Origin of the sequence: Streptomyces sp. NPDC006512, assembly GCF_040611935.1 — a bacterium.
In the GTDB taxonomy this organism is placed as follows: domain Bacteria; phylum Actinomycetota; class Actinomycetes; order Streptomycetales; family Streptomycetaceae; genus Streptomyces.
In genome coordinates, this window is sequence record NZ_JBEXPG010000007.1 from 78,474 (window position 1) to 97,226 (window position 18,753).

Sequence of the window (18,753 nt, forward strand, 5' to 3'; positions counted from 1 at the left end):
GCTGCCGCAGCCCTCCCCGGCCCGTCACCGACGGGGCGTCACGGCGTTCAGTGGGCGGTCGCGCCGAGGCCCGGGGCGGGTGGGCCGCTGTCGCCGTCCTCGATGTCGTCCCAGTCGATCTCCATGGTGCTGCGGCTGGTGAAGACGTTGAAGAGCAGGTTCAGCGAGATGGCCGTCAGCGCCCCGAGCGTGATGCCGCTGTCGAGTACGGCCCGTACGTCTTCCGGCATCCGGTCGAAGAACGGCGTCACCGTGCTCGGGAGCAGGGCCGCGCCGAGACTGACGGCCAGGATCAGGGTGTTGCGCTCCTCCCGCAGGTCGGCCTTCCCCAGGATCTGGACGCCGACCGCGGCGACGATGCCGAACATGGACACCGCCGCCCCGCCCAGCACCGGGTGGGGTACCGAGGCGACGAGGCTGCCGGCCTTCGGCAGCAGTCCGAGTACGACCATGAACAGGCCTGCCGCGACGACCACGTAGCGGCTCATGACCCTGGACATGCGGACGAGGCCGATGTTCTCCGCGAACGCCACGTACGGGAACGAGTTGAGGACGCCGCCGAGCACGGTGGCCGCGCCGTCGGCGCGCAGGGCCCGCGCGACGGTGTCGGCGTCGACCTTCTTGCGGGTGATCTCCCCGATCGCGTAGACGTCGCCGGTGGTCTCCACCATGGTGATCAGCATGACGACGAGCATCGCGGCGATCGGGAGCAGTTCGAAGCGCGGCATGCCGTAGTGGAAGGGCGTGGTGACCCCGAACCAGTCGGCCCGGCCCACGGCTGCGAGGTCGACGTCCCCGCACATCCAGGCGACCGTCGTGCCGGCCACGAGCCCGAGCAGGACGGCGAGGCTGCTGAGCAGCGGCTTGCCGACCCGGGCGAGGAGGAGGACGAAGAGCAGGGTGCCCGCGGCGTAGGCGAGGTTCTTCGGGGATCCGTAGGCGGGGGTGCCGATGAGGTGGGCGCCGCCGGCCGCGTCCTGGAGGGCCACCGGTATGAGGGTGATGCCGATGATGGTGAGGATGGTGCCGATGACGACCGGCGGGAAGTACTTCACCAGCTTGCTGAACAGCGGCGCGAACGCGAACGTGGCCAGGCCCGCCGTGATCACGGCCCCGTAGACGACCAGGAGCCCCGCGGTGCCCCCGCCCGCGCCGACGCCGATGGCGATCATGGGTGACACGGCGGTGAAGGTGACGCCCTGGACCAGGGGCAGGCGGGCGCCGATCTTGCCGACGCCGAGGGCCTGGACGATCGAGGCCACCCCGCAGGTCAGGAGATCGGCGTTGATGAGGTGGACGAGTTCCTGGCGACTGAGGCCGAGGGCGTTGCCGAGCAGGACCGGGACGATGACGGCCGCGGCGTAGAACGCGAGCACGTGCTGGAAGCCGTAGAGGGCCAGTTTCGGTATCGGGAGCAGTTCGTCGACGGGGTGCGTCGGGCCCGTGGCGGACCTTCGGGCGGACTTCCGGGAGGTGTTTCTGGGCGCTGTTGCCATCTCTGCCTTGCCTTCGCGAGGTAGGTGAATGAGAAGACCGCCGCCCTCCAGCCCCGGGTGACGGGGCGAGGGCAGGCCGGCTCGCAGTGGGCCGACGCCGGGCGGTGTTCCGGCAGTGCGTCGCTCTGCTTGCATACACGTCCTGGAGTGGCAGGACTTCCTTCGATCGGCGCAGCGGATCCGTCTTTGATGAGCGGATTCGAAGGGATCTCGACCGGAGGGCGCTCACCATAGCCAATGGCCCGGTTTCCTCGCGAGTAACCGGCCGCGCGAGGGGGCCGCACTCCCCCGGCAGGCGGCTCCGGCCCCGCCGAAAGGGCCGGCCACCGGGGCCGACGCGGCTACGGGTCCGCCGTGACCTGCGTGGATGCCGTGACCTGCGTGGATACTGGCAGCCGGGCCGGGTGGGCGGCCCGCTCCGATCCGAGGGACGAGGAAGCGATGACCCTGACAGAAGGCCGGCGGGTACGGCTGGCGGCGGACCTGCGGCTGATCGACTCGCTGGCGGAGCCGGACGGCTCCCCGGCTCCGCAGGGAGCCCCGGCCGGGTCCCTGTCCCTCGCGGCGGGGACCGAGGGCACCGTCGAGCGGGCCGTCGAGGACCGGCACGAGAGCGAGGGGGTCCGTGAGTACCAGCGCCTCGCCTCGCTCCTGGACTCCTTCGGCCGTGACATGCCCGCGGAGAGCAAGAAGCGGCTCGAAGAGCAGGTGGCCGCGCTGGAGCCCGAGTGGATCGCCCACCAGGAGCGCGGCCCCCTCGTCACGGTCCGGGTGCGCTTCGACAACGGCTTCGTCCTGGACGGCGTACGGGCGGGCCTGTTCCTCGCGGACTGACCTAGGAAGTGATGGCCTCGGGGTGGTCCGGCCGCGGCGTCGGGGTGTGCTTCGGGCGGGGGTGCTTCGGCCGGCCAAGGAGGGCGTCGACCACGAGGAGCTGCGCGGCCGCGAGGACGAGGCAGACACCGGCGGTGCCGGCCCACAGGGCGGTCACGCCGGCGTGTTCGAGGGTCTGGGTGGCCGTGACCGGGGCCACGACGGTGGCGATGCCCCAGCTGATGCCGTACGCGGCCAGGTAGCGGTCGGTGGCTCCGGGCGGCGCCAGCTCGGCGACCACGCTCAGGGCGCGGCCCAGGATGATGACGTCGCCCAGGCTCCACACCACCGTGGCGGCGACGAAGGCGGGCAGGGCGTGTGCGACGGCGTATCCGGCGAGGCCGGCCGCCATGAGGACGTAGCCCAGGGCGAGGGCCGCGGAGGCGGGGAGCTCGGCGAGGCGGCGCAGGCGCAGGGCGGGCTGCGCGGCCACGACGGTCACGGCGGAGGTGGTGAACAGCAGCCCGGCATCGGCTGGTTCGAGGCCCCGGTGGTCGAGGCTGAGCGGCAGCGCGATGAGGATCTGCATGGAGACCAGGGCGAAGACGGTACCGGCGGTGAACATGGCCACGAGGGCGCCGTCGCGCCAGGGGCCCGCCTCCGCGCGGCGGGCGGCGGGGCGGGCGGCGGGGCGGGCCGGCGGACGGCGCTCGTGGTCGGCGGGCAGCACGAGGTGGAGGACCAGCGCGCAGACGAGGCAGGTCAGCGCGTCGACGACGAACAGCCAGCGCAGGTCCCACCGGCCGAGCCCCGCCGCGATCAGGCCGGCTCCGGTGCCGCCGACGGCGAGCGCGGTGTTGAGCAGGCCGTACGCGCGCACCCGGTCGGCGGGGGCGACGGCATCGGCGATCATCCCCTGGCTCGGCGGTTCGTACAGCTCGAAGGCGAGTCCGAGCAGGATCGCGAAGACGGCCACCGTGGCCAGTGAGCCGGCGGCGGCGATGCCCAGCTGCGCGAGTGCGCACCCGGTGAGCCCGAGCACCATCGTGCGCCGGCGCCCGATGCGGGCCGCGAGGCGGCCTCCGGCGAGCCGGGAGGGGATCGTGGCGAGGCCGAAGGCGGCCGAGAGGATACCGGCCGTCGTGCCACTCGCGCCGAAGTCGGTGCTGATCAGGACGGTCAAGAAGGGCAGGGAGAAGGCGCCGAGCCGGTTGATCGCCCGGGCCGCCACCAGCAGCCATACGGTCCGCGGCATGCACGCCACCCCTCACGTAACCGGCGAATCGAGTATCGTCAGTCACCTACGCTAGCCATCGAGGGAGTGACTGGTCAAGTGATGTTCGACAGTCACGCAGTGGTGCTGCTGGACCATGCGGTGTCGCTCGTGAACGCGTTGACCGACGGAGAGGCCCGCGGCCGCCCCTACGCCGCTCCGCGCGGGGCCGAGCTGCCCCGCGCGGTCGACGCCGCGGTGTCGCACACCGCCGCGTCCCTGCCTCGCGACATCGACGACGCGCAGGCCGCGTACCTGGTCGGTACGGCGCGGCGCATGCGGGAGGTCTTCCGGGCCATGCAGGACGGCAGGCTGGACGACGCCGCCGCGGCCGTGAACGGCCTCCTGCACGACACCGGTGCCCGGCCCCGGCTGGACCGGGGCGCGGACGGGCCCTGGCAGATGCACTTCCACGGCCCGGACGACTCGTTCGCGGCCGGGACCAGTGCCAGCTGCGCCACCGCGCTCGCGCTGGCCGTGGGAGGCGGTCTCGCCGGCCGGCTGGGCGTCTGCCGGGCCGACCGCTGCGACCGCGTGTACGTCGACACCTCCCGCAACGGCGCCCGCCAGTTCTGCTCCACCGCCTGCCAGAACCGCACCAAGGCCGCGGCCTTCCGCGCCCGCAAGGACGCCGGGTGAGCGGGGAACCGCGCCGACGGTGCCGGCCGTGCGGGGCCGGATGTGACGGGACCGCCCTGCGCACTGTACGAAGTCCCCTGTGAACGAACAGATCCCGCCCGCCACCGTTCGGATATTCATCGCCCTCGCGCCGCCCGACGACGCCAAGGAGGAGCTCGCGCGCGAACTGCGCCCCGCCTACGAGGCGTACCCGCGCATGCGGTGGAACCGCATCGAGGACTGGCACGTCACCCTCGCGTTCCTCGGTGAGCTCCCGGTCACGGCCGTCCCCCTGCTGCGGCCCCCGCTCGCGGAGCTCGCCGCGAACCGCCGGCCCGTACGGCTGTCCCTGCGCGGCGGCGGCCACTTCGACGACCGGGTGCTGTGGAGCGGGATCGACGGGGACCTCGAAGGGCTGCACCTGCTCGCGGGCGAGGTCCGGGCGGTGGTCAAGGAGTGCGGGATCCCCTTCGAGGACCGGCCGCTGCGCCCGCACCTGACGCTGGCCCGGTCCCGCCGCGGCGAGCCGTCCTGCGCGGTCGGGGCCGCCGACGGCCTCGCCGGCTTCACCGGCCGCGGCTGGCCCGCCGAGCGCCTGCACCTGGTCGGCAGCAACATCGGCCGGGGCCCGGGGCCGATCCACTACCGCGACATCGAGTCGTGGCACTTCAGCGGCGCCCACTGAAGGCCGCCACTGCGCTACCGGAAGGCCGCCTGGTGCGGGCCGTGTTCGGGATCGAGTTCGTGCAGGACCTTGCGGGCGTCCTCCAGGATCCCGGCGGTGCACAGGACCCGCCACTGGCCGTACGCGGGTGACTGGCCGAGGGCGGTCGTCAGGAACCGCGTCTCGGCGGCGCCCTGGAGGCGGCGCAGCCGGACCCGCTGCGCTCCGGTGCCCCGCCGGGCGCCCATGTGGTGGTCGGCGACTTCGGTGACCAGGTCCGCGAGCTCGGTCAGCAGGCCGTCCAGGCCCTCCGGTGCCCGCCCCGGCTCGGGACGCAGGGCCGCGTCGCGCTGGTCCCAGTGGAGCGCCGGGGGCCGTCCCCCGCGGTAGGACAGGTTGTGCAGGCCCCGGGCGATGCCGCGCAGCTGGTGGCTGACGTGCTCCAGCGCGGCCGACGCCTCCGCCAGCTGGGCGACCTCCTCCGCGCCGGCCCGGGTGCGCCACCGGGCGGCCTCGTGCGCCTGCCGCACTGCGGACCGCACCTCGTCCAGGCGGCCGCTGAGGGCGCGGGCGCGGACGACCCAGCCGCCCGACGCGGCTCCCCAGGTTCCGTCGGCCAGGCCCTCCCCCATGGCCCGGAGCAGGTCCGCCATGTCGCGGGTGAGCCGGGTCGTCCGGTACCGCGCCTGCCGGGCGAACCCGGCGGACGGCACGAGCAGGGCCACGGCGGTGCCCACGAGGATGCCCAGGATGTTCTCCTCGATCCGGGCCGTGCCGTAGCCCAGCCGCTGGCTGCTCCCGACGACGAGTACGGCCGTGAGGCCGATCTGGTGCATCTGCGGACCCAGGCGCAGCAGGCGTCCCGCGACCATCCCGACCGCGGTGACCAGGGTGATCGTCAGCAGCCCGGTCCCCGTGACGGCCGCGGCGCCGGCTCCGAGGAGGACGCCGACGACGACGCCGGCCGCCCGCTGGAACGCCTTGCGGGCGGTGGCGTACGGGGTGGCCTGGACGACGAGGATCGCCCCCACCGGGGCCAGTACCGGATCGGGCAGGCCGAGCAGGTCGGCGGCGATCCACCAGGACAGGGCCGAGGCGACGACGGTCTTGAGGATGGTGACCCCGTCGCCAAAGCCGTCCACCGCCCGGGACCGCAGCCGGGCCGCGAGGCCCCCGGTGCCGCCCTGGCCGTTGCCCTCGGGGGTGCTGCCCGGCATGCTGCGTCTCCCGACCGGTGGTGATCACGTGACACCGCCGACCCTACCGACGGGCTCCGCGCTTCCGCGTGCGGCCGGGCCGTACGGTCCCGCAGGACGGGCCCTTCGGCGGGGCCGGGCCGGCGGGTTCCGGGGCGAAGAAGTCGTCGTGGCGGACGTGCGGTCCGGCCGAGCGGCCCGCCAGGCTCTCCGGGGTCACCAAGTCGCCCGCGCCCGGGGCCACTTGGACGTGGGAGAGGACCTCAGCGCCTGCCCTTGGCCCGGTCGTAGCCGAGGATGAGCAGGGCCACGGCCATCACCGCGAGGTGCACCCATGCCGGAATCACCTCGTCCTCCTCTCGGTCCCGGTCCCGGGAACCTGCCCGCGCCGGCGCAGGACCGAGGCGAGCACCGCTTCCTGGAAGGCCGGCAGCTGCGGCCCCAGCCGTGCGCTGATTTCCTCTAACGAGATCCGCTTCCTTGTCCTCATGACCCGCGTGTGCCCGCGCACGGCCCGCTGATGCGCGCGTGCCGTCGGCCGGACCGGTCGCGCGGACCCGGCCCGGGAGGGCCGTGCCGGACCGGCTTTATTTCACCAAGAGGCGTTATGTGTACGGCGGATGAAATCGAGACACGTTTCCTCGTGTCGCAATATCCATTGCCATTGACACCCCTTCTCGGGGCTGCCTAGCTTACGCCGCAGATGACGACATCAGCGGCCTCTCCCGTCCGGCATGACGGCTGCTTTTCGATTCTTCTTCCGTCGAATGCTGCTGGAGTGTCCTTGACCGAATCGCTGCTCCTCTCCGCGCCGCCCGCCGGGTCCTCCGGGCCCCCGGCGGCGGCCGAACGGGTCCTCCCGCTCCGCCGCCCCGGGCGGTGGATCACCGCCGCCGTCGTCCTGGTGCTCCTGTCCCAGGCCGGGCACGGTCTGATCACCAACCCCTTCTACCAATGGGACCGTTTCGCCTACTGGTTCCTGCGCCCGGTCGTCCTGGACGGGCTGCTCATCACGCTCCAGGTGGCCGCGTACAGCGCGGTCCTCGGCCTCGCCGGCGGCGTCCTGCTCGCCCTCGGCCGGCTCTCGGGCAACCCGGTGCTGCGGTCGGTGAGCTGGACGTACATCTGGCTGTTCCGCTCCGTGCCGCTGATCGTCGTCCTGCTCTTCCTCTACAACCTCAGCGCCCTCTACCCCACCCTCAGTGTCGGGGTGCCGTTCGGCCCCGCCTTCTTCACCTTCGACGAGTCCCGGCTCGCCACCGACCTGGTCGTCGCGGTGGTCGGCCTGAGCCTGTGCGAGGCGGCGTACGCGGCCGAGATCGTCCGGGCGGGGGTGCTCTCGGTCGACCAGGGCCAGCACGAGGCGGCGGCGGCGCTGGGGCTGCCCGGGCGGTACCAGTTCGCCCGGATCGTGTTCCCACAGGCGCTGCGCTCGATCGTGCCCTCGTACGTCAACCAGCTGATCGGCCTGCTCAAGGCCACCTCACTGGTCTTCTACGTCTCGCTGCTCGACCTGTTCGGCTCGGTGCAGAGCCTGGCCAGCACCTATCCCGGCGACGTGGTGCCGCTGCTGCTCGTGGCGACCGTCTGGTACGTGATCCTCACCAGCGTGGTCTCCGTCGTGCAGTTCTACGTCGAGCGGTACTACGCCCGCGGCGCGCTGCGCACCGTGCCGCCCACCCCCCTCCAGCGGGCCCGGGCGGGCCTGGCGGACCTGCGGACCCGCTTCGCGAAGGAGACGGCCCGATGACCGCGACCGGCACCGCCGCGACCGCACGGCCCCCGGCCATCGAGGTGCGCGGCGTGCGCAAGTCGTTCGGCGGCCGGCCCGTCCTGGACGGAGTGGACCTGACCGTCGCGCCGGGCACGGTCACCGTGGTCCTGGGCCGTTCGGGTTCCGGCAAGTCCACCCTGCTGCGGGTCCTGAACCACCTGGAGAAGCCCGAGGCCGGGCACGTCAGCGTCGACGGCGAGCTGATCGGCGTCGAGCGGCACGGCGGCCGGCTCAGGGAGCTGAAGAAGCGGGCGATCCTGGCCCAGCGCAGCCGGATCGGCTTCGTCTTCCAGAACTTCAACCTCTTCCCGCACCTGACCGTCCTGGACAACGTCGCCGCCGCCCCGGTCGCGACCGGCAGGCTGAGCCGGCCACAGGCCCAGGCGCTGGCGCGCGAGCTGCTGGAGCGCGTCGGGCTGGGGGACCGCACCGGCGCCTACCCCCGGCAGCTGTCCGGCGGGCAGCAGCAACGGGTGGCGATCGCGCGGGCCCTGGCGCTGCGGCCGGGGGTCATCCTCTTCGACGAACCCACCTCCGCCCTCGATCCCGAGCTCGTGGGCGAGGTGCTGTCCGTCATCAAGGACCTCGCGACCGGGGGCACCACCCTCGTGATCGTGACGCACGAGATCGGCTTCGCCCGCGAGGTGGCCGACGAGGTCGTCTTCCTGCACGAGGGGCGCATCGTCGAACAGGGCCCGCCCGCACGGGTCCTGGACCGTCCGGAACACCCACGGACCAGGGAGTTCCTCAGCAAGGTGCTCTGACCTCTGCCCCTGGACCCTGCCCCTGCCCCCGCCCGCCCCCGCTCATCTCACCCGGCTCACCGAACACTCGAAAAGGAACACCATGCGACGCCATTCCACCCTGCGCACCAGACTCGTCCGAGGCCTCGGCGCGGCGGCCGCGACCACCGCCCTCGCCTCCGGACTCACCGCGTGCGGCGGCGAAGCGGAGGCCACCGGCGGCGCGCCGGGCAAGGTCACCGTCGGCGCCGTCTCCAACGGGGCCGCCCAGCCCGCCGAACTGTCCGCCCCGGTCGTCGAATCCCTGCGCGCCCGGCTCCCGGAGGCCGTGCGCGAGCGCGGGGAGCTCGTCATCGGCGTCGGGGCCCTGCCCGCCGGCTACCCGCCGCTCGCCTTCGTCGGCACCGACCAGAAGACCTTCACGGGCGCGGAGCCGGACCTCGGCCGTCTGGTCGCCTCGACCCTGGGGCTGAAGCCGGTGGTCAAGAACTCCACCTGGGAGAACCTCTTCGTCGGCATCGACAGCGGCAAGGTCGACGTGGCCTTCACCAACGTCACGGTCACCGAGGAACGCAAGAAGAAGTACGACTTCGCCTCCTACCGGCAGGACAACCTGGCCTTCGAGGCGCTGAAGGAGGACACCTGGACCTTCGGCGGCGACCACCGCAACCTCGCGGGCAAGACCGTCGCGGTCAGTTCGGGCACCAACCAGGAGAAGATCCTCCTGGAGTGGCAGAACAAGCTGCGCTCCGAGGGCAAGGACCTGACGGTCAAGTACTTCCCGGACGCCAACAGCGTCAACCTGGCGCTGAGCGGCAAGAAGATCGACCTCAACTTCGGGCCGAGCCCCTCGATCGCCTACCACGTCACCCAGACCGCGGGCGGCAACGCCCCCACGCGCAACGCCGGTTCGTTCTCCGGGGCCGGCGAGTCCCTCCAGGGGCTGATCGCCGCGACGTCGAAGAAGGACAGCGGGCTGGCCGCGCCGGTGGCGGAGGCGATCAACCACCTGATCAAGAACGGCCAGTACGCGAAGCTCCTCGGCGCCTGGAACCTGTCCGACGAGGCCGTGACCACCTCCGAGGTCAACCCGCCCGGCCTGCCGGTCACCAACTCCTGAGCCCGCGGGCCGTCCACGGCCCGGGCGCCCCCACGGAAGGAGGGCTTCCCATGAGCACCGGCACGAACACCGGCACCCCCGCCCCGGTCACCCCGCACGTCCTCGACAACCCGGCCTGGGCCGCGCTGTCCGGCGCGCACGCGGTGTTCGCCGAGCGGGCCGGCGCGCACGCCGCCCGATACGCCCCGGACGTCGCGCCGTTCTCCGCGCTCGCCGATCCGGCCGACCCCCGGTCCTGGGCGGGGCTGCGCTCCCTGACCGGAGCGGACGGGGTCGTCGCCCTCGCCGGGGTGCTGACGCCGCCCGACGGCTGGGAGACCGTCGGGTCGGTCGAAGGGGTCCAGCTGGTCGACACCTCACTGCGCGCGGAGCCCGCCCCCGAGGCGGTACGGCTCGGGCCGGACGACGTTCCCGAAGTACTGGAGCTGATCGCCCTGACGAAACCGGGGCCCTTCCTGCCCCGGACCGTCGAACTGGGCACGTACCTCGGCATCCGCGACCGGGGCCGGCTGGTCGCGATGGCCGGGGAGCGGCTGCGTCCGCCCGGCTGGACGGAGATCAGCGCGGTGTGCACCCGCCCCGGCTACCGCGGCAGGGGCCTGGCCACGCGCCTGGTGCGCGCGGTCGCCGCGGGCATCCGGGAACGCGGCGACGTGCCGTTCCTGCACACGGCGGCGAGCAACCGGGACGCGGTACGGCTCTACGAGTCGATCGGGTTCACCGTGCGCCGCAGGCCCTTCTTCATGGCGCTCCGCCCACCGGGCGCTCCGGGCAACACTGCCGCCAAGTTCTCTTAATATTCGGGTCATTGCATGGCCCACACATCGGGCGTAGCGTTTTCTAAGCAATTGCTGACGGGATGAATTCGAGAGCCCGCACCGGCCATTTTTCCGTCCGCCGATCAGGAAGGCGCATTCCGACGTGTCCGAATCCCCGTCACCTGCCGTTCCTCCCTCCTCCGCACCGCTGCACCTCGCCGTGGCCCTCGACGGCGCCGGCCGGCATCCCGCCGCGTGGCGCGAGCCCGGGGCCCGGCCGGAGGCACTGTTCACCGCCCGGTACTGGGCCGGGGCCGTCGCCGAGGCGGAGGCCGGGCTGCTGGACTTCGTCACCTTCGAGGACGGTCTCGCGCTCCAGTCCTCCTCGCCGGACGGCCCGGACGGGCGTACGGACCGCGTCCGCGGCCGACTGGACGCCGTACTGACCGCCGCCCGCGTCGCGCCGCTGACCCGGCACATCGGGCTGGTGCCGGGCGTCACCACCACCCACACCGAGCCGTTCCACATCTCGAAGGCCGTCGCCACCCTGGACCACGTCAGCCGGGGCCGGGCCGGCGTGCACGTGCAGGTTTCCGGACAGCCCCACGAGGAACGGCACTTCGGCCGCCGCCCGGCGCCGCTCTCCACGGCGGAGCTGTACGAGGAGGCGGGCGACCACGTCGAGGTGGTCCGGCGGCTGTGGGACAGCTGGGAGGACGACGCGGAGATCCGCGACGTGGCCACCGGCCGGTTCGTGGACCGCGCCAAGCTGCACTACATCGACTTCGAGGGCCGCCACTTCAAGGTCCGGGGCCCCTCGATCACCCCGCGGCCCCCGCAGGGACAGCCCCTGGTGAGCGCGGTCGCGGCCCCCGGGGACGGCGAGGACGCCTACCGCCTCGTCGCCCGGTCCGCGGACGTCGGATACGTGCGCGCCGGCGGGACCGGGGAGGCCCGCGCGGCCGTCGAGGCGATCCGCCGGCTCCGGGTGGCGGCCGGGACGGGGACGGAGGCCCTGCACCTGTTCGGGGAGCTGACCGTGTTCCTGGACGCGGACGGCCCGGCGGCGGCCGCCCGCAAGGACCGGCTCGACGCGCTGGCGGGCCACCCGCGGGCGGAGGACTTCGAGGTCTTCACGGGAACCCCCGCCGGGCTGGCCGACCTGCTGGAGGAGCGGCGGGCGGCGGGCCTGTCCGGCTTCCGGCTGCACCCGGGGGTCATCGCGCACGACCTGCCCGCCGTGACCCGGGGGCTGGTGCCCGAGCTCCAGCGGCGCGGCCTCTTCCGCACCGCGTACGGGGCGGACACCCTGCGCGGGCTGCTCGGCCTGGACCGGCACCCGGCCGGCCGCTACGCCACGCCGCCCTCCGCGACCCCCGCCGCCTGACCCGGACGATCCGGAAGGACGAACCATGAGCACCAAGCCGCTCAAGCAGATCCACCTCGCGGCCCACTTCCCGGGCGTCAACAACACCACCGTGTGGAGCGACCCGGCGGCGGGCAGCCACATCGACTTCGACTCGTTCGTCCACTTCGCCCGGACCGCCGAGCGCGCCAAGTTCGACTTCCTGTTCCTCGCCGAGGGACTGCGCCTGCGCGAACAGGGCGGGGAGATATACGACTTGGACGTCGTGGGTCGTCCCGACACCTTCACGGTGCTCGCCGCCCTCGCGGCCGTCACCGAGCGGCTGGGCCTGACCGGAACCATCAACTCGACCTTCAACGAGCCCTACGAGGTGGCCCGCCAGTTCGCCTCCCTCGACCACCTCTCCGAGGGCCGCGCCGCCTGGAACGTGGTGACCTCGTGGGACGCCTTCACCGGGGAGAACTTCCGCCGCGGCGGCTTCCTGCCGCGCGAGGAACGCTACTCGCGGGCCCGGGAGTTCCTGTCCACCGCCATCGAGCTGTTCGACTCCTGGGACGGCTCCGAGATCGCCGCGGACCCCGCCACGGGCACCTTCCTGCGGGACGCCCGCGCCGGGGCCTTCGCCCACCGGGGCCGGCACTTCGAGATCGAGGGCCGGTTCAACGTGCCGCGCAGCCCGCAGGGCCGCCCGGTGATCTTCCAGGCCGGCGACTCCGACGAGGGCCGGGAGTTCGCGGCGTCCGGCGCCGACGCGATCTTCGGCCGGTACGGGACCCTGGACGAGGGCCGGGCGTTCTACGCCGACGTCAAGGGGCGCCTCCCCAAGTACGGCCGCACGCCCGACCAGTTGAAGATCCTGCCCGCGGCCACCTTCGTACTCGGCGACACCGATGCCGAGGCCCACGAGCACGCCCACGAGGTGCGCCGCCTCCAGGTCAGCGGACAGACCGCGATCAAGTACCTGGAACACGTGTGGAACCGGGACCTGTCCGGCTACGACCCCGACGGCCCGCTGCCCGACGTCGACCCCGAGGTGGGCGAGAACACCATCGCCCTGGGACGCGCGAGCGTACGGCAGTTCCGCGATCCGCGCGCCACCGCGCGTCAGTGGCGCGAGCTGGCCGAGGCGAAGAACCTGTCGATCCGCGAGCTGGTGATCGCCACCACCTCCCGCCAGACCTTCGTCGGCTCACCCGCCACGGTCGCCGAGTCCATCGACTCGCTGGTGCAGCAGGACGCGGCCGACGGCTTCATCCTGGTCCCGCACATCACCCCCGGCGGCCTCGACGTCTTCGCCGACACGGTCGTACCGCTGCTCCAGGAACGCGGGGTCTTCCGCTCGGAGTACGAGGGCAGCACCCTGCGCGACCACCTGGGCATCGCCGTGCCCGCCGCGGAGCGGGAAGCCGGGCGGGCGGCAGCCGCCTCGTGAAGTTCCTGGCCATCACCCTCATCACCGACTCCGCCGACCCGGAAACGGGGGCACCGATCCCGACGCGCGAACGGTTCCGCCAGGTCGTCTCCGCGGCACTGCTGGCGGAACGGCTCGGCTTCGACGGGTTCGCGGTCGGCGAGCGCCACGAGCGGCCGTTCCTGTCCTCTTCGCCGCCCGTGGTGCTCGCGCACATCGCCGCGCTGACCCGCGACATCCGCCTGTACACGGCGGTGACCACGCTCAGCCTGCTGGACCCGGTGCGGGCCTACGAGGACTACGCGACGCTCGACCACCTCAGCGACGGCCGCCTGGAGCTGATGATCGGCAAGGGGAACGGCTCCGCGCAGCGCGAGCTGTTCGACGTGAGCCCCGAGGACCAGTGGGAGCGCAACTCCGAGGGCTACGAGCTGTTCCGGCGGATCTGGCGGGAGGACAAGGTGAGCGCGCGGCCGCGGTTCCGGCCCGCGCTGGACGGCGCCGAGGTGCTGCCCCGGCCGTACCAGCGGAACCTTCGGGTCTGGCACGGCAGCGCCACGAGCCGGGACTCCGTCGACCTGGCGGCACGTCACGGCGATCCCCTGTTCTCGGCGAACGTCACCCACCCGATCGGTCCGTACGCCGAACTGATCCGGCACTACCGCGAGCGGTGGGTGCACTACGGGCACGATCCGGCGCACGCGGTCGTGGGCGCGGGCACGGCCGGCTTCCACACGGCGCCCACCTCGCAGGGGGCGGTCGCCGCCTACCGGCCGGCGTTCGCGCGGTACCTCGCCGCCCACCGGGCGCAGGGCGTGGAGCCGGTCTTCGCGACCCTGGAGGACTTCGTCGAGCGGAGTTCGGCCCTGATCGGCAGCCCGCAGCAGGTGATCGAGAAGGTGCACCGCTACCACGAGGAGTTCGGGCACACGGTGCTGCACCTCCAGGCGGAGCCGGGCGGGCTCACGGACCGTGAGCACCGGGCCTCCCTCGAACTGTTCCAGTCGCAGGTCGCGCCGGTGCTGCGCCGCTCGATCCCCGACCCGGTCTTCCCCGGCCCGGTCCCCGCCTCCCCCGCAGTCCCCTCCTCCCCCGACCTGTAAGGAGCACGGCCATGCCCGGCATCCCCCTCGGGGTCCTCGACCTCGTCCCGATCACCTCCGGTTCCACCGCCGCCGAGGCCCTGCACCGCAGCATCGACCTGGCCCGGCAGACGGAACGCTTCGGCTACTCCCGCTACTGGTTCGCCGAGCACCACCTCAACCCGGGCGTCGCCGGGACCTCACCCGCGGTCGTCCTCGCCCTGACCGCCTCGGCGACCACGAAGATCCGCATCGGCTCCGGGGCCGTCCAGCTGGGGCACCGCACCGCGCTGTCCACGGTGGAGGAGTTCGGCCTGATCGACGCGCTGCACCCGGGCCGCCTCGACCTGGGGCTGGGCCGTTCGGCCGGCCGGCCGCCGCAGCCCGCCCCGGACGCGCCGCCGCCCTTCGAGGGCCTGACCTCGAACGGCCTGCTGATACCGGCCCGCTTCTCCTTCGCGCACCTCCTCGGGCATCCGCGGGTGGCCCTCCACCAGCGGCTGCTGAACCTGCCGGGGGCCCGCCCGCAGGAGTACGCCGAGCAGGTGGCCGACGTACTGGCGCTGCTGCGCGGCGAGTACCGCTCCCCCGAGGGCGTGGAGGCGCACGCGGTGCCCGGTGAGGGGGCCGACGTACAGGTGTGGATCCTGGGCAGCAGCGGCGGGGTCAGCGCGGAGACCGCGGGCCGCAACGGGCTGCGCTTCGCGGCGAACTACCACGTCAGTCCGGCTTCGGTGCTGGAGGCGGCGGAGGGCTACCGGGCCGCGTTCAAGCCCTCGGACGAGCTGGACCGGCCGTACCTGACCGTGTCCGCCGACGTGGTGGTCGCTCCGGACGACGCGCAGGCACAGGAGCTGGCCGCCGGTTACGGACCCTGGGTGCGCAGCATCCGTACCGCCGAGGGCGCCATCCCCTATCCGACGCCCGACGAGGCCCGGCGGCTGCCGTGGACGGACGCCGACCGCGCGCTGGTCGCGGACCGGGTGGACACGCAGTTCGTGGGGTCGCCGCAGACCGTCGCCGACCACCTGGAGCGGCTCCAGGGGGCCACGGGCGCCGACGAGCTGCTGATCACCACGATCACGCACGGCCACGCGGACCGCGTCCGCTCCTACCGGCTGCTCGCCGAGGAGTGGGCCCGCCGCGGCTGACGCCCCCGCGGGGGCGGGCCGGCCGGGGCGCTACTTCCGGAGGGCTTCGACCGCCCGCCCCTCCAGGTCCAGGCAGCGGTCCACGTGCTCGGCGCAGGCGTCGAAGAGCGCGCGCCGCTCCTCGGCGCCGGCCTGCGGGTCGGCGGCGAGGGCGCGGCCGGCCAGCTCCGACCAGTGCCGAGCGGATTCCCGGAAGAGTTCCGCGGCCTCCGGGCGGCCGACGAGGTCCAGGAAGTCGGCGTAGAGCGGGCGGGTGGCGCCCGGCGCCGTCCACTCCTCCTCCAGGCAGGCGTACAGTCGCGCGGTGCCCTCGCGGAAGGCATCCGGGGAGCTGCCGAAGCGGTGCTCCCAGCCCGTCTTCGTGGTCCGGTCGCGCAGTTGCGCGGCGAACTTCTCCATGCCGGTGAAGCCGAAGTTGACGTCGAACTGGTTGCCCAGGACGGGCCCGGTGAGGTGGGTGACGGTGGAGGCGAGGGCCCCTTCGACGTCCGGCTCCCCCTCGGGCGGCCCGGTCGGCACGATCAGCTGGTGGCGGCCCTTGCGGTGGGCGGTCCAGGCGGCGCCGAACTCCTCGCGGTCGATCCGGTGCGGGGTCCGGGCGCCGTCCTCGATCAGCAGGTCGTCGCCGTCGTACCCGGCGATGACGACGGTGTAGGGGTCGGCGCCGGTCATCTCGGCGTCCGGGTCGGCCTCGTGCCAGGGCAGGGAGGAGCGGTCGACGACGCAGAAGGCGGGCTGTCCCTCGTCGAGGGCGGCGCGGACACGGCCCCAGCGGGGCTTCATGGCGCGGGTGGCGTCGTACGGGACTCCCAGGCGGCCGAGGGCGACCTGGACCCAGGGCTCGGGGTGGGCCTGGGCCACGATGGTCGGGAGGGGTGTCCGGCCCGCGTACTCGAAGACGAAGTACATGAAGCCGATGCCGCCGGCCAGTCCGGCGACCAGCTCCTCCGGGTGGGCGCTCCCCAGGGCGTGGCGGATGAGGGAGGCCTCGCGGTGGCGTCCGGTACCGAAGTCTTCATACACGAGCACAGTCATGCCGTCAGCCTAGTAGCGCTCCGACGGCCGTTCTGCCCACCCGCGTCGGATCGCCGGAATCGGGGGGCGGGACGGCCCGGCTCGGGGGAGCGGCTCAGGGGGCCGGCTCAGGACCGGCTCAGGGGCCGGCTCAGGGGCCGGTGAACGCCCGGCGGGCGTGCACGAGCAGCTCGCGGACCGCCGGGCCGTGCGCGTCGCGCCAGACCAGGGAGAGCAGCGCCGGTGTTTCGACGTCGTCGATGGTGCGGGCGGTGAGCCGGTCCCGATGGCTCGCGGCCATCGATTCGCTGAGGACGGCGACGCCCAGCCCCCGGACGGCGAGGGCCACGACGGCGTCGGCGGCACTGGCCTGGAGCGCGATCGCGGGCCGGAGGCCGCGTGCGGCGCAGGCGTGGTCGAACGCCGTGCGCAAACCGGTGCCGGGCGGCATGCAGACGACGGGGTGGGCGGTCACGTCGCGCAGGGTCACCCGGCGCCGTCCCGCCAGGGGGTGCCCGGCCGGAACGGCCACGGCGAGCCGTTCGCTCACGAGGGTCAGCGCCTCCAGGCCGTCGGGGTTGGCGTTCGCCGTCCCGACGAGGGCCAGGTCGACGGTACCGGCGCGGACGCCCTCGACGAGCCGGTCGGAGTGGTCCTCCAGCAGCGAGAGCTCCACACCGGGGTGCGCCCGGTGGAACGCGGCGAGGGCGTCGAACAGCGGTGTGACGGTGCAGCCGATGACCATCCCGACCGTGAGCCGCCCCCGGATCAGGTCGGTGACCTCCCCCACCGCCTGTCCCACCGCCCCGGCCGCGGCGAGCGCGGCGCGGGCGTGTTCGAGGGCCGCCTTTCCCGCGACGGTGAGGGTGGCGGTGCGCTCGGACCGGTCGAACAGCACGGCTCCCAGTTCGCGTTCCAGGCGGCGGATCTGGGCGCTGACCCCGGACTGGCTGATGTGGACCCGCTCGGCGGCCCGGGTGAAGTTCCGTTCCTCGGCGACCGCGACGAAGTACTCCAGCTGCCTCAGTTCCATGACCACAGATTCTAGCTTCCAGCACTTCCAGCTGTTGGACTTCTGGTCGGGCGCGGATCAGGCTGGGAGTCGACGGAACCCGACAGGAGAACAGGAGGAGGCGGCGATGACGCAGTACGAGAAGGCGATGCGGCCCGAGGACATCACCCGCTTGTTCGTCGAGCGGTCCAACGCCGGTGACGCGGCCGGGGTGGCGGCCCTGTACGAGGAGGACGCGGTGCTGGCCTATCCCCCCGGCGAACGGACGGTGGGCCGGGAAGCGATCCGCGCGCTGTGGGAGCGGGTGCTGGCCGGCCGTCCCGTCTTCGAGCAGGAGGCTCCGCTGCCGACGCTGGTCAGCGGAGACATCGCCCTGACCTCGACCCCGCCGAAGGACGGGTCCGGCGCCCGGGCCCAGGTCGTCCGGCGCCAGCCCGACGGAAGCTGGCTGCGGGTGCTCGACCAGCCCGAGTTCGTCCCGGCCGCCCCCTGACCGCCGGTGCCGTGTTTGCCGGGGCCCTGACGCGGCGGCCGGACGTGCCGCCAACTGCCCTTCCACGACGGGTGGTTCGGGGTGCGGCGATGGGAACTGCGCGGCGGACGATGCCGTCCCGGCCGCCACAAGGTGCTGACCCGCGCAAGCGGTACTAGCCTGAGTGGGGTGAGGGCCGCTCCCCCGGGGCACGCCCCCTGGCGGCCGGAGTCTCCGCTTCGACGGGGACCGAGGCTCTGTAGCGTGCCCGGCCCGGGGAACGTACGTCGCACGCGGACGCACCGCTGGGCAGACGTGCCGTACGTGAAGGCGGCAACGCATACGACCCGCGCCGCACCCTGTCTTGCGGCCGCGGCCATCCGCTCCTGCCCTGAAAAAGCTGGAGGAGGGTGGAAGGAAGGGTATTCCCATGCATGCACAGAGAGCGAAGCGCCTCCTCGCGGTCTCCGCTGCCGGTCTTCTGATGGCTGGCGGTGCCGCGATCGGCACCGCGGGCACGGCCTCGGCGGCAGCTCCGACGCACTCGGTCAGCTACCTCACCGGTGGCGGATGCGGCGGCGACTCGGACCATGACGGCGGCCGCTACCACAACAGCGGCTGGGACGACGATGACGACTACGGCTGGGGCGGCCACGGCGGCGGCCACGGCCACGGCGACTACTGACCCCAGCCCTCGACAGAGGCAGGATGCGCGGACCGGCAACGGCCCGCGCATCACTGCGTCCGCCTCCGCTCTCCCTGCCGGTCCCGCGCCCACCGATGTCCGGTG

General features: G+C 73.3%; 18 protein-coding genes. 13 read left to right on the forward strand and 5 right to left on the reverse strand.

Annotated elements, in window-relative coordinates; genetic code table 11:
* Positions 1–47: 47 nt before the first annotated feature.
* Positions 48–1,496 (reverse strand): nucleobase:cation symporter-2 family protein, encoded by a 1,449-nt coding sequence (locus ABZZ17_RS07430; protein ID WP_356873017.1) that lies wholly within the window; start codon positions 1,494–1,496, stop codon positions 48–50.
* A 441-nt stretch (positions 1,497–1,937) separates the two neighbouring features.
* On the opposite strand from ABZZ17_RS07430, the gene ABZZ17_RS07435 reads away from it, so the two are divergent.
* On the forward strand, positions 1,938–2,330 hold the full coding sequence (locus tag ABZZ17_RS07435; protein WP_356873019.1) for a hypothetical protein: 393 nt from the start codon (positions 1,938–1,940) through the stop codon (positions 2,328–2,330).
* Between the two features lies 1 nt (position 2,331).
* On the opposite strand, the gene ABZZ17_RS07440 is transcribed toward ABZZ17_RS07435, so the two are convergent.
* Positions 2,332–3,564 carry an MFS transporter gene (locus ABZZ17_RS07440; RefSeq protein ID WP_356873021.1) on the reverse strand — a complete coding sequence of 411 codons (1,233 nt, stop codon included), beginning with the start codon at positions 3,562–3,564 and terminating at the stop codon, positions 2,332–2,334.
* Positions 3,565–3,645: 81 nt separating this feature from the next.
* Between ABZZ17_RS07440 and ABZZ17_RS07445 the strand changes: the two genes are divergently transcribed.
* Both ABZZ17_RS07445 and thpR read left to right on the forward strand, forming a co-directional pair.
* Positions 3,646–4,221 carry a CGNR zinc finger domain-containing protein gene (locus tag ABZZ17_RS07445; protein ID WP_356873023.1) on the forward strand — a complete coding sequence of 192 codons (576 nt, stop codon included), beginning with the start codon at positions 3,646–3,648 and terminating at the stop codon, positions 4,219–4,221.
* A gap of 79 nt (positions 4,222–4,300) precedes the next feature.
* Positions 4,301–4,885, forward strand: a complete 585-nt coding sequence (gene thpR / locus ABZZ17_RS07450; RefSeq protein WP_356873025.1) for an RNA 2',3'-cyclic phosphodiesterase — start codon at positions 4,301–4,303, stop codon at positions 4,883–4,885.
* A gap of 14 nt (positions 4,886–4,899) precedes the next feature.
* Here the strand turns inward: thpR and ABZZ17_RS07455 are convergent, their stop codons facing one another.
* Positions 4,900–6,081 (reverse strand): FUSC family protein, encoded by a 1,182-nt coding sequence (locus tag ABZZ17_RS07455; RefSeq protein WP_356873027.1) that lies wholly within the window; start codon positions 6,079–6,081, stop codon positions 4,900–4,902.
* A 763-nt stretch (positions 6,082–6,844) separates the two neighbouring features.
* Here ABZZ17_RS07455 and ABZZ17_RS07460 point away from each other — a divergent pair.
* The 8 genes from ABZZ17_RS07460 to ABZZ17_RS07495 all read left to right on the forward strand — a co-directional run bounded on the left by ABZZ17_RS07460 (position 6,845) and on the right by ABZZ17_RS07495 (position 15,465).
* Positions 6,845–7,810 (forward strand): amino acid ABC transporter permease, encoded by a 966-nt coding sequence (locus ABZZ17_RS07460; RefSeq protein WP_356873255.1) that lies wholly within the window; start codon positions 6,845–6,847, stop codon positions 7,808–7,810.
* On the forward strand, positions 7,807–8,598 hold the full coding sequence (locus tag ABZZ17_RS07465) for an amino acid ABC transporter ATP-binding protein (RefSeq protein WP_356873029.1): 792 nt from the start codon (positions 7,807–7,809) through the stop codon (positions 8,596–8,598). Before ABZZ17_RS07460 ends, ABZZ17_RS07465 begins: the two co-directional genes overlap by 4 nt.
* Before the next feature lie 82 nt (positions 8,599–8,680).
* Positions 8,681–9,697 (forward strand): transporter substrate-binding domain-containing protein, encoded by a 1,017-nt coding sequence (locus tag ABZZ17_RS07470; RefSeq protein ID WP_356873031.1) that lies wholly within the window; start codon positions 8,681–8,683, stop codon positions 9,695–9,697.
* A gap of 50 nt (positions 9,698–9,747) precedes the next feature.
* Positions 9,748–10,494, forward strand: a complete 747-nt coding sequence (locus ABZZ17_RS07475; RefSeq protein ID WP_356873033.1) for a GNAT family N-acetyltransferase — start codon at positions 9,748–9,750, stop codon at positions 10,492–10,494.
* Positions 10,495–10,618: 124 nt separating this feature from the next.
* Entirely contained in the window at positions 10,619–11,842 is a 1,224-nt protein-coding gene (locus ABZZ17_RS07480; protein WP_356873035.1) for an LLM class flavin-dependent oxidoreductase, read from the forward strand.
* A gap of 25 nt (positions 11,843–11,867) precedes the next feature.
* Positions 11,868–13,253: an NtaA/DmoA family FMN-dependent monooxygenase gene (locus tag ABZZ17_RS07485; protein WP_356873037.1), complete on the forward strand. Its 1,386-nt coding sequence runs from the start codon at positions 11,868–11,870 to the stop codon at positions 13,251–13,253.
* On the forward strand, positions 13,250–14,335 hold the full coding sequence (locus tag ABZZ17_RS07490; RefSeq protein ID WP_356873039.1) for an LLM class flavin-dependent oxidoreductase: 1,086 nt from the start codon (positions 13,250–13,252) through the stop codon (positions 14,333–14,335). The genes ABZZ17_RS07485 and ABZZ17_RS07490 overlap by 4 nt, the downstream gene beginning before the upstream one ends.
* A gap of 11 nt (positions 14,336–14,346) precedes the next feature.
* Positions 14,347–15,465 (forward strand): LLM class flavin-dependent oxidoreductase, encoded by a 1,119-nt coding sequence (locus tag ABZZ17_RS07495; protein ID WP_356873041.1) that lies wholly within the window; start codon positions 14,347–14,349, stop codon positions 15,463–15,465.
* 30 nt (positions 15,466–15,495) lie between these two features.
* Here ABZZ17_RS07495 and ABZZ17_RS07500 read toward each other — a convergent pair whose 3' ends face one another.
* Both ABZZ17_RS07500 and ABZZ17_RS07505 read right to left on the reverse strand, forming a co-directional pair.
* Positions 15,496–16,500, reverse strand: a complete 1,005-nt coding sequence (locus tag ABZZ17_RS07500) for a BtrH N-terminal domain-containing protein (RefSeq protein WP_356873043.1) — start codon at positions 16,498–16,500, stop codon at positions 15,496–15,498.
* A 130-nt stretch (positions 16,501–16,630) separates the two neighbouring features.
* Positions 16,631–17,512: a LysR substrate-binding domain-containing protein gene (locus ABZZ17_RS07505; protein ID WP_356873045.1), complete on the reverse strand. Its 882-nt coding sequence runs from the start codon at positions 17,510–17,512 to the stop codon at positions 16,631–16,633.
* Positions 17,513–17,618: 106 nt separating this feature from the next.
* On the opposite strand from ABZZ17_RS07505, the gene ABZZ17_RS07510 reads away from it, so the two are divergent.
* Entirely contained in the window at positions 17,619–17,984 is a 366-nt protein-coding gene (locus ABZZ17_RS07510; RefSeq protein ID WP_356873047.1) for a nuclear transport factor 2 family protein, read from the forward strand.
* Between the two features lie 409 nt (positions 17,985–18,393).
* Positions 18,394–18,648: a hypothetical protein gene (locus ABZZ17_RS07515; RefSeq protein WP_356873049.1), complete on the forward strand. Its 255-nt coding sequence runs from the start codon at positions 18,394–18,396 to the stop codon at positions 18,646–18,648.
* Positions 18,649–18,753 lie beyond the last annotated feature (105 nt).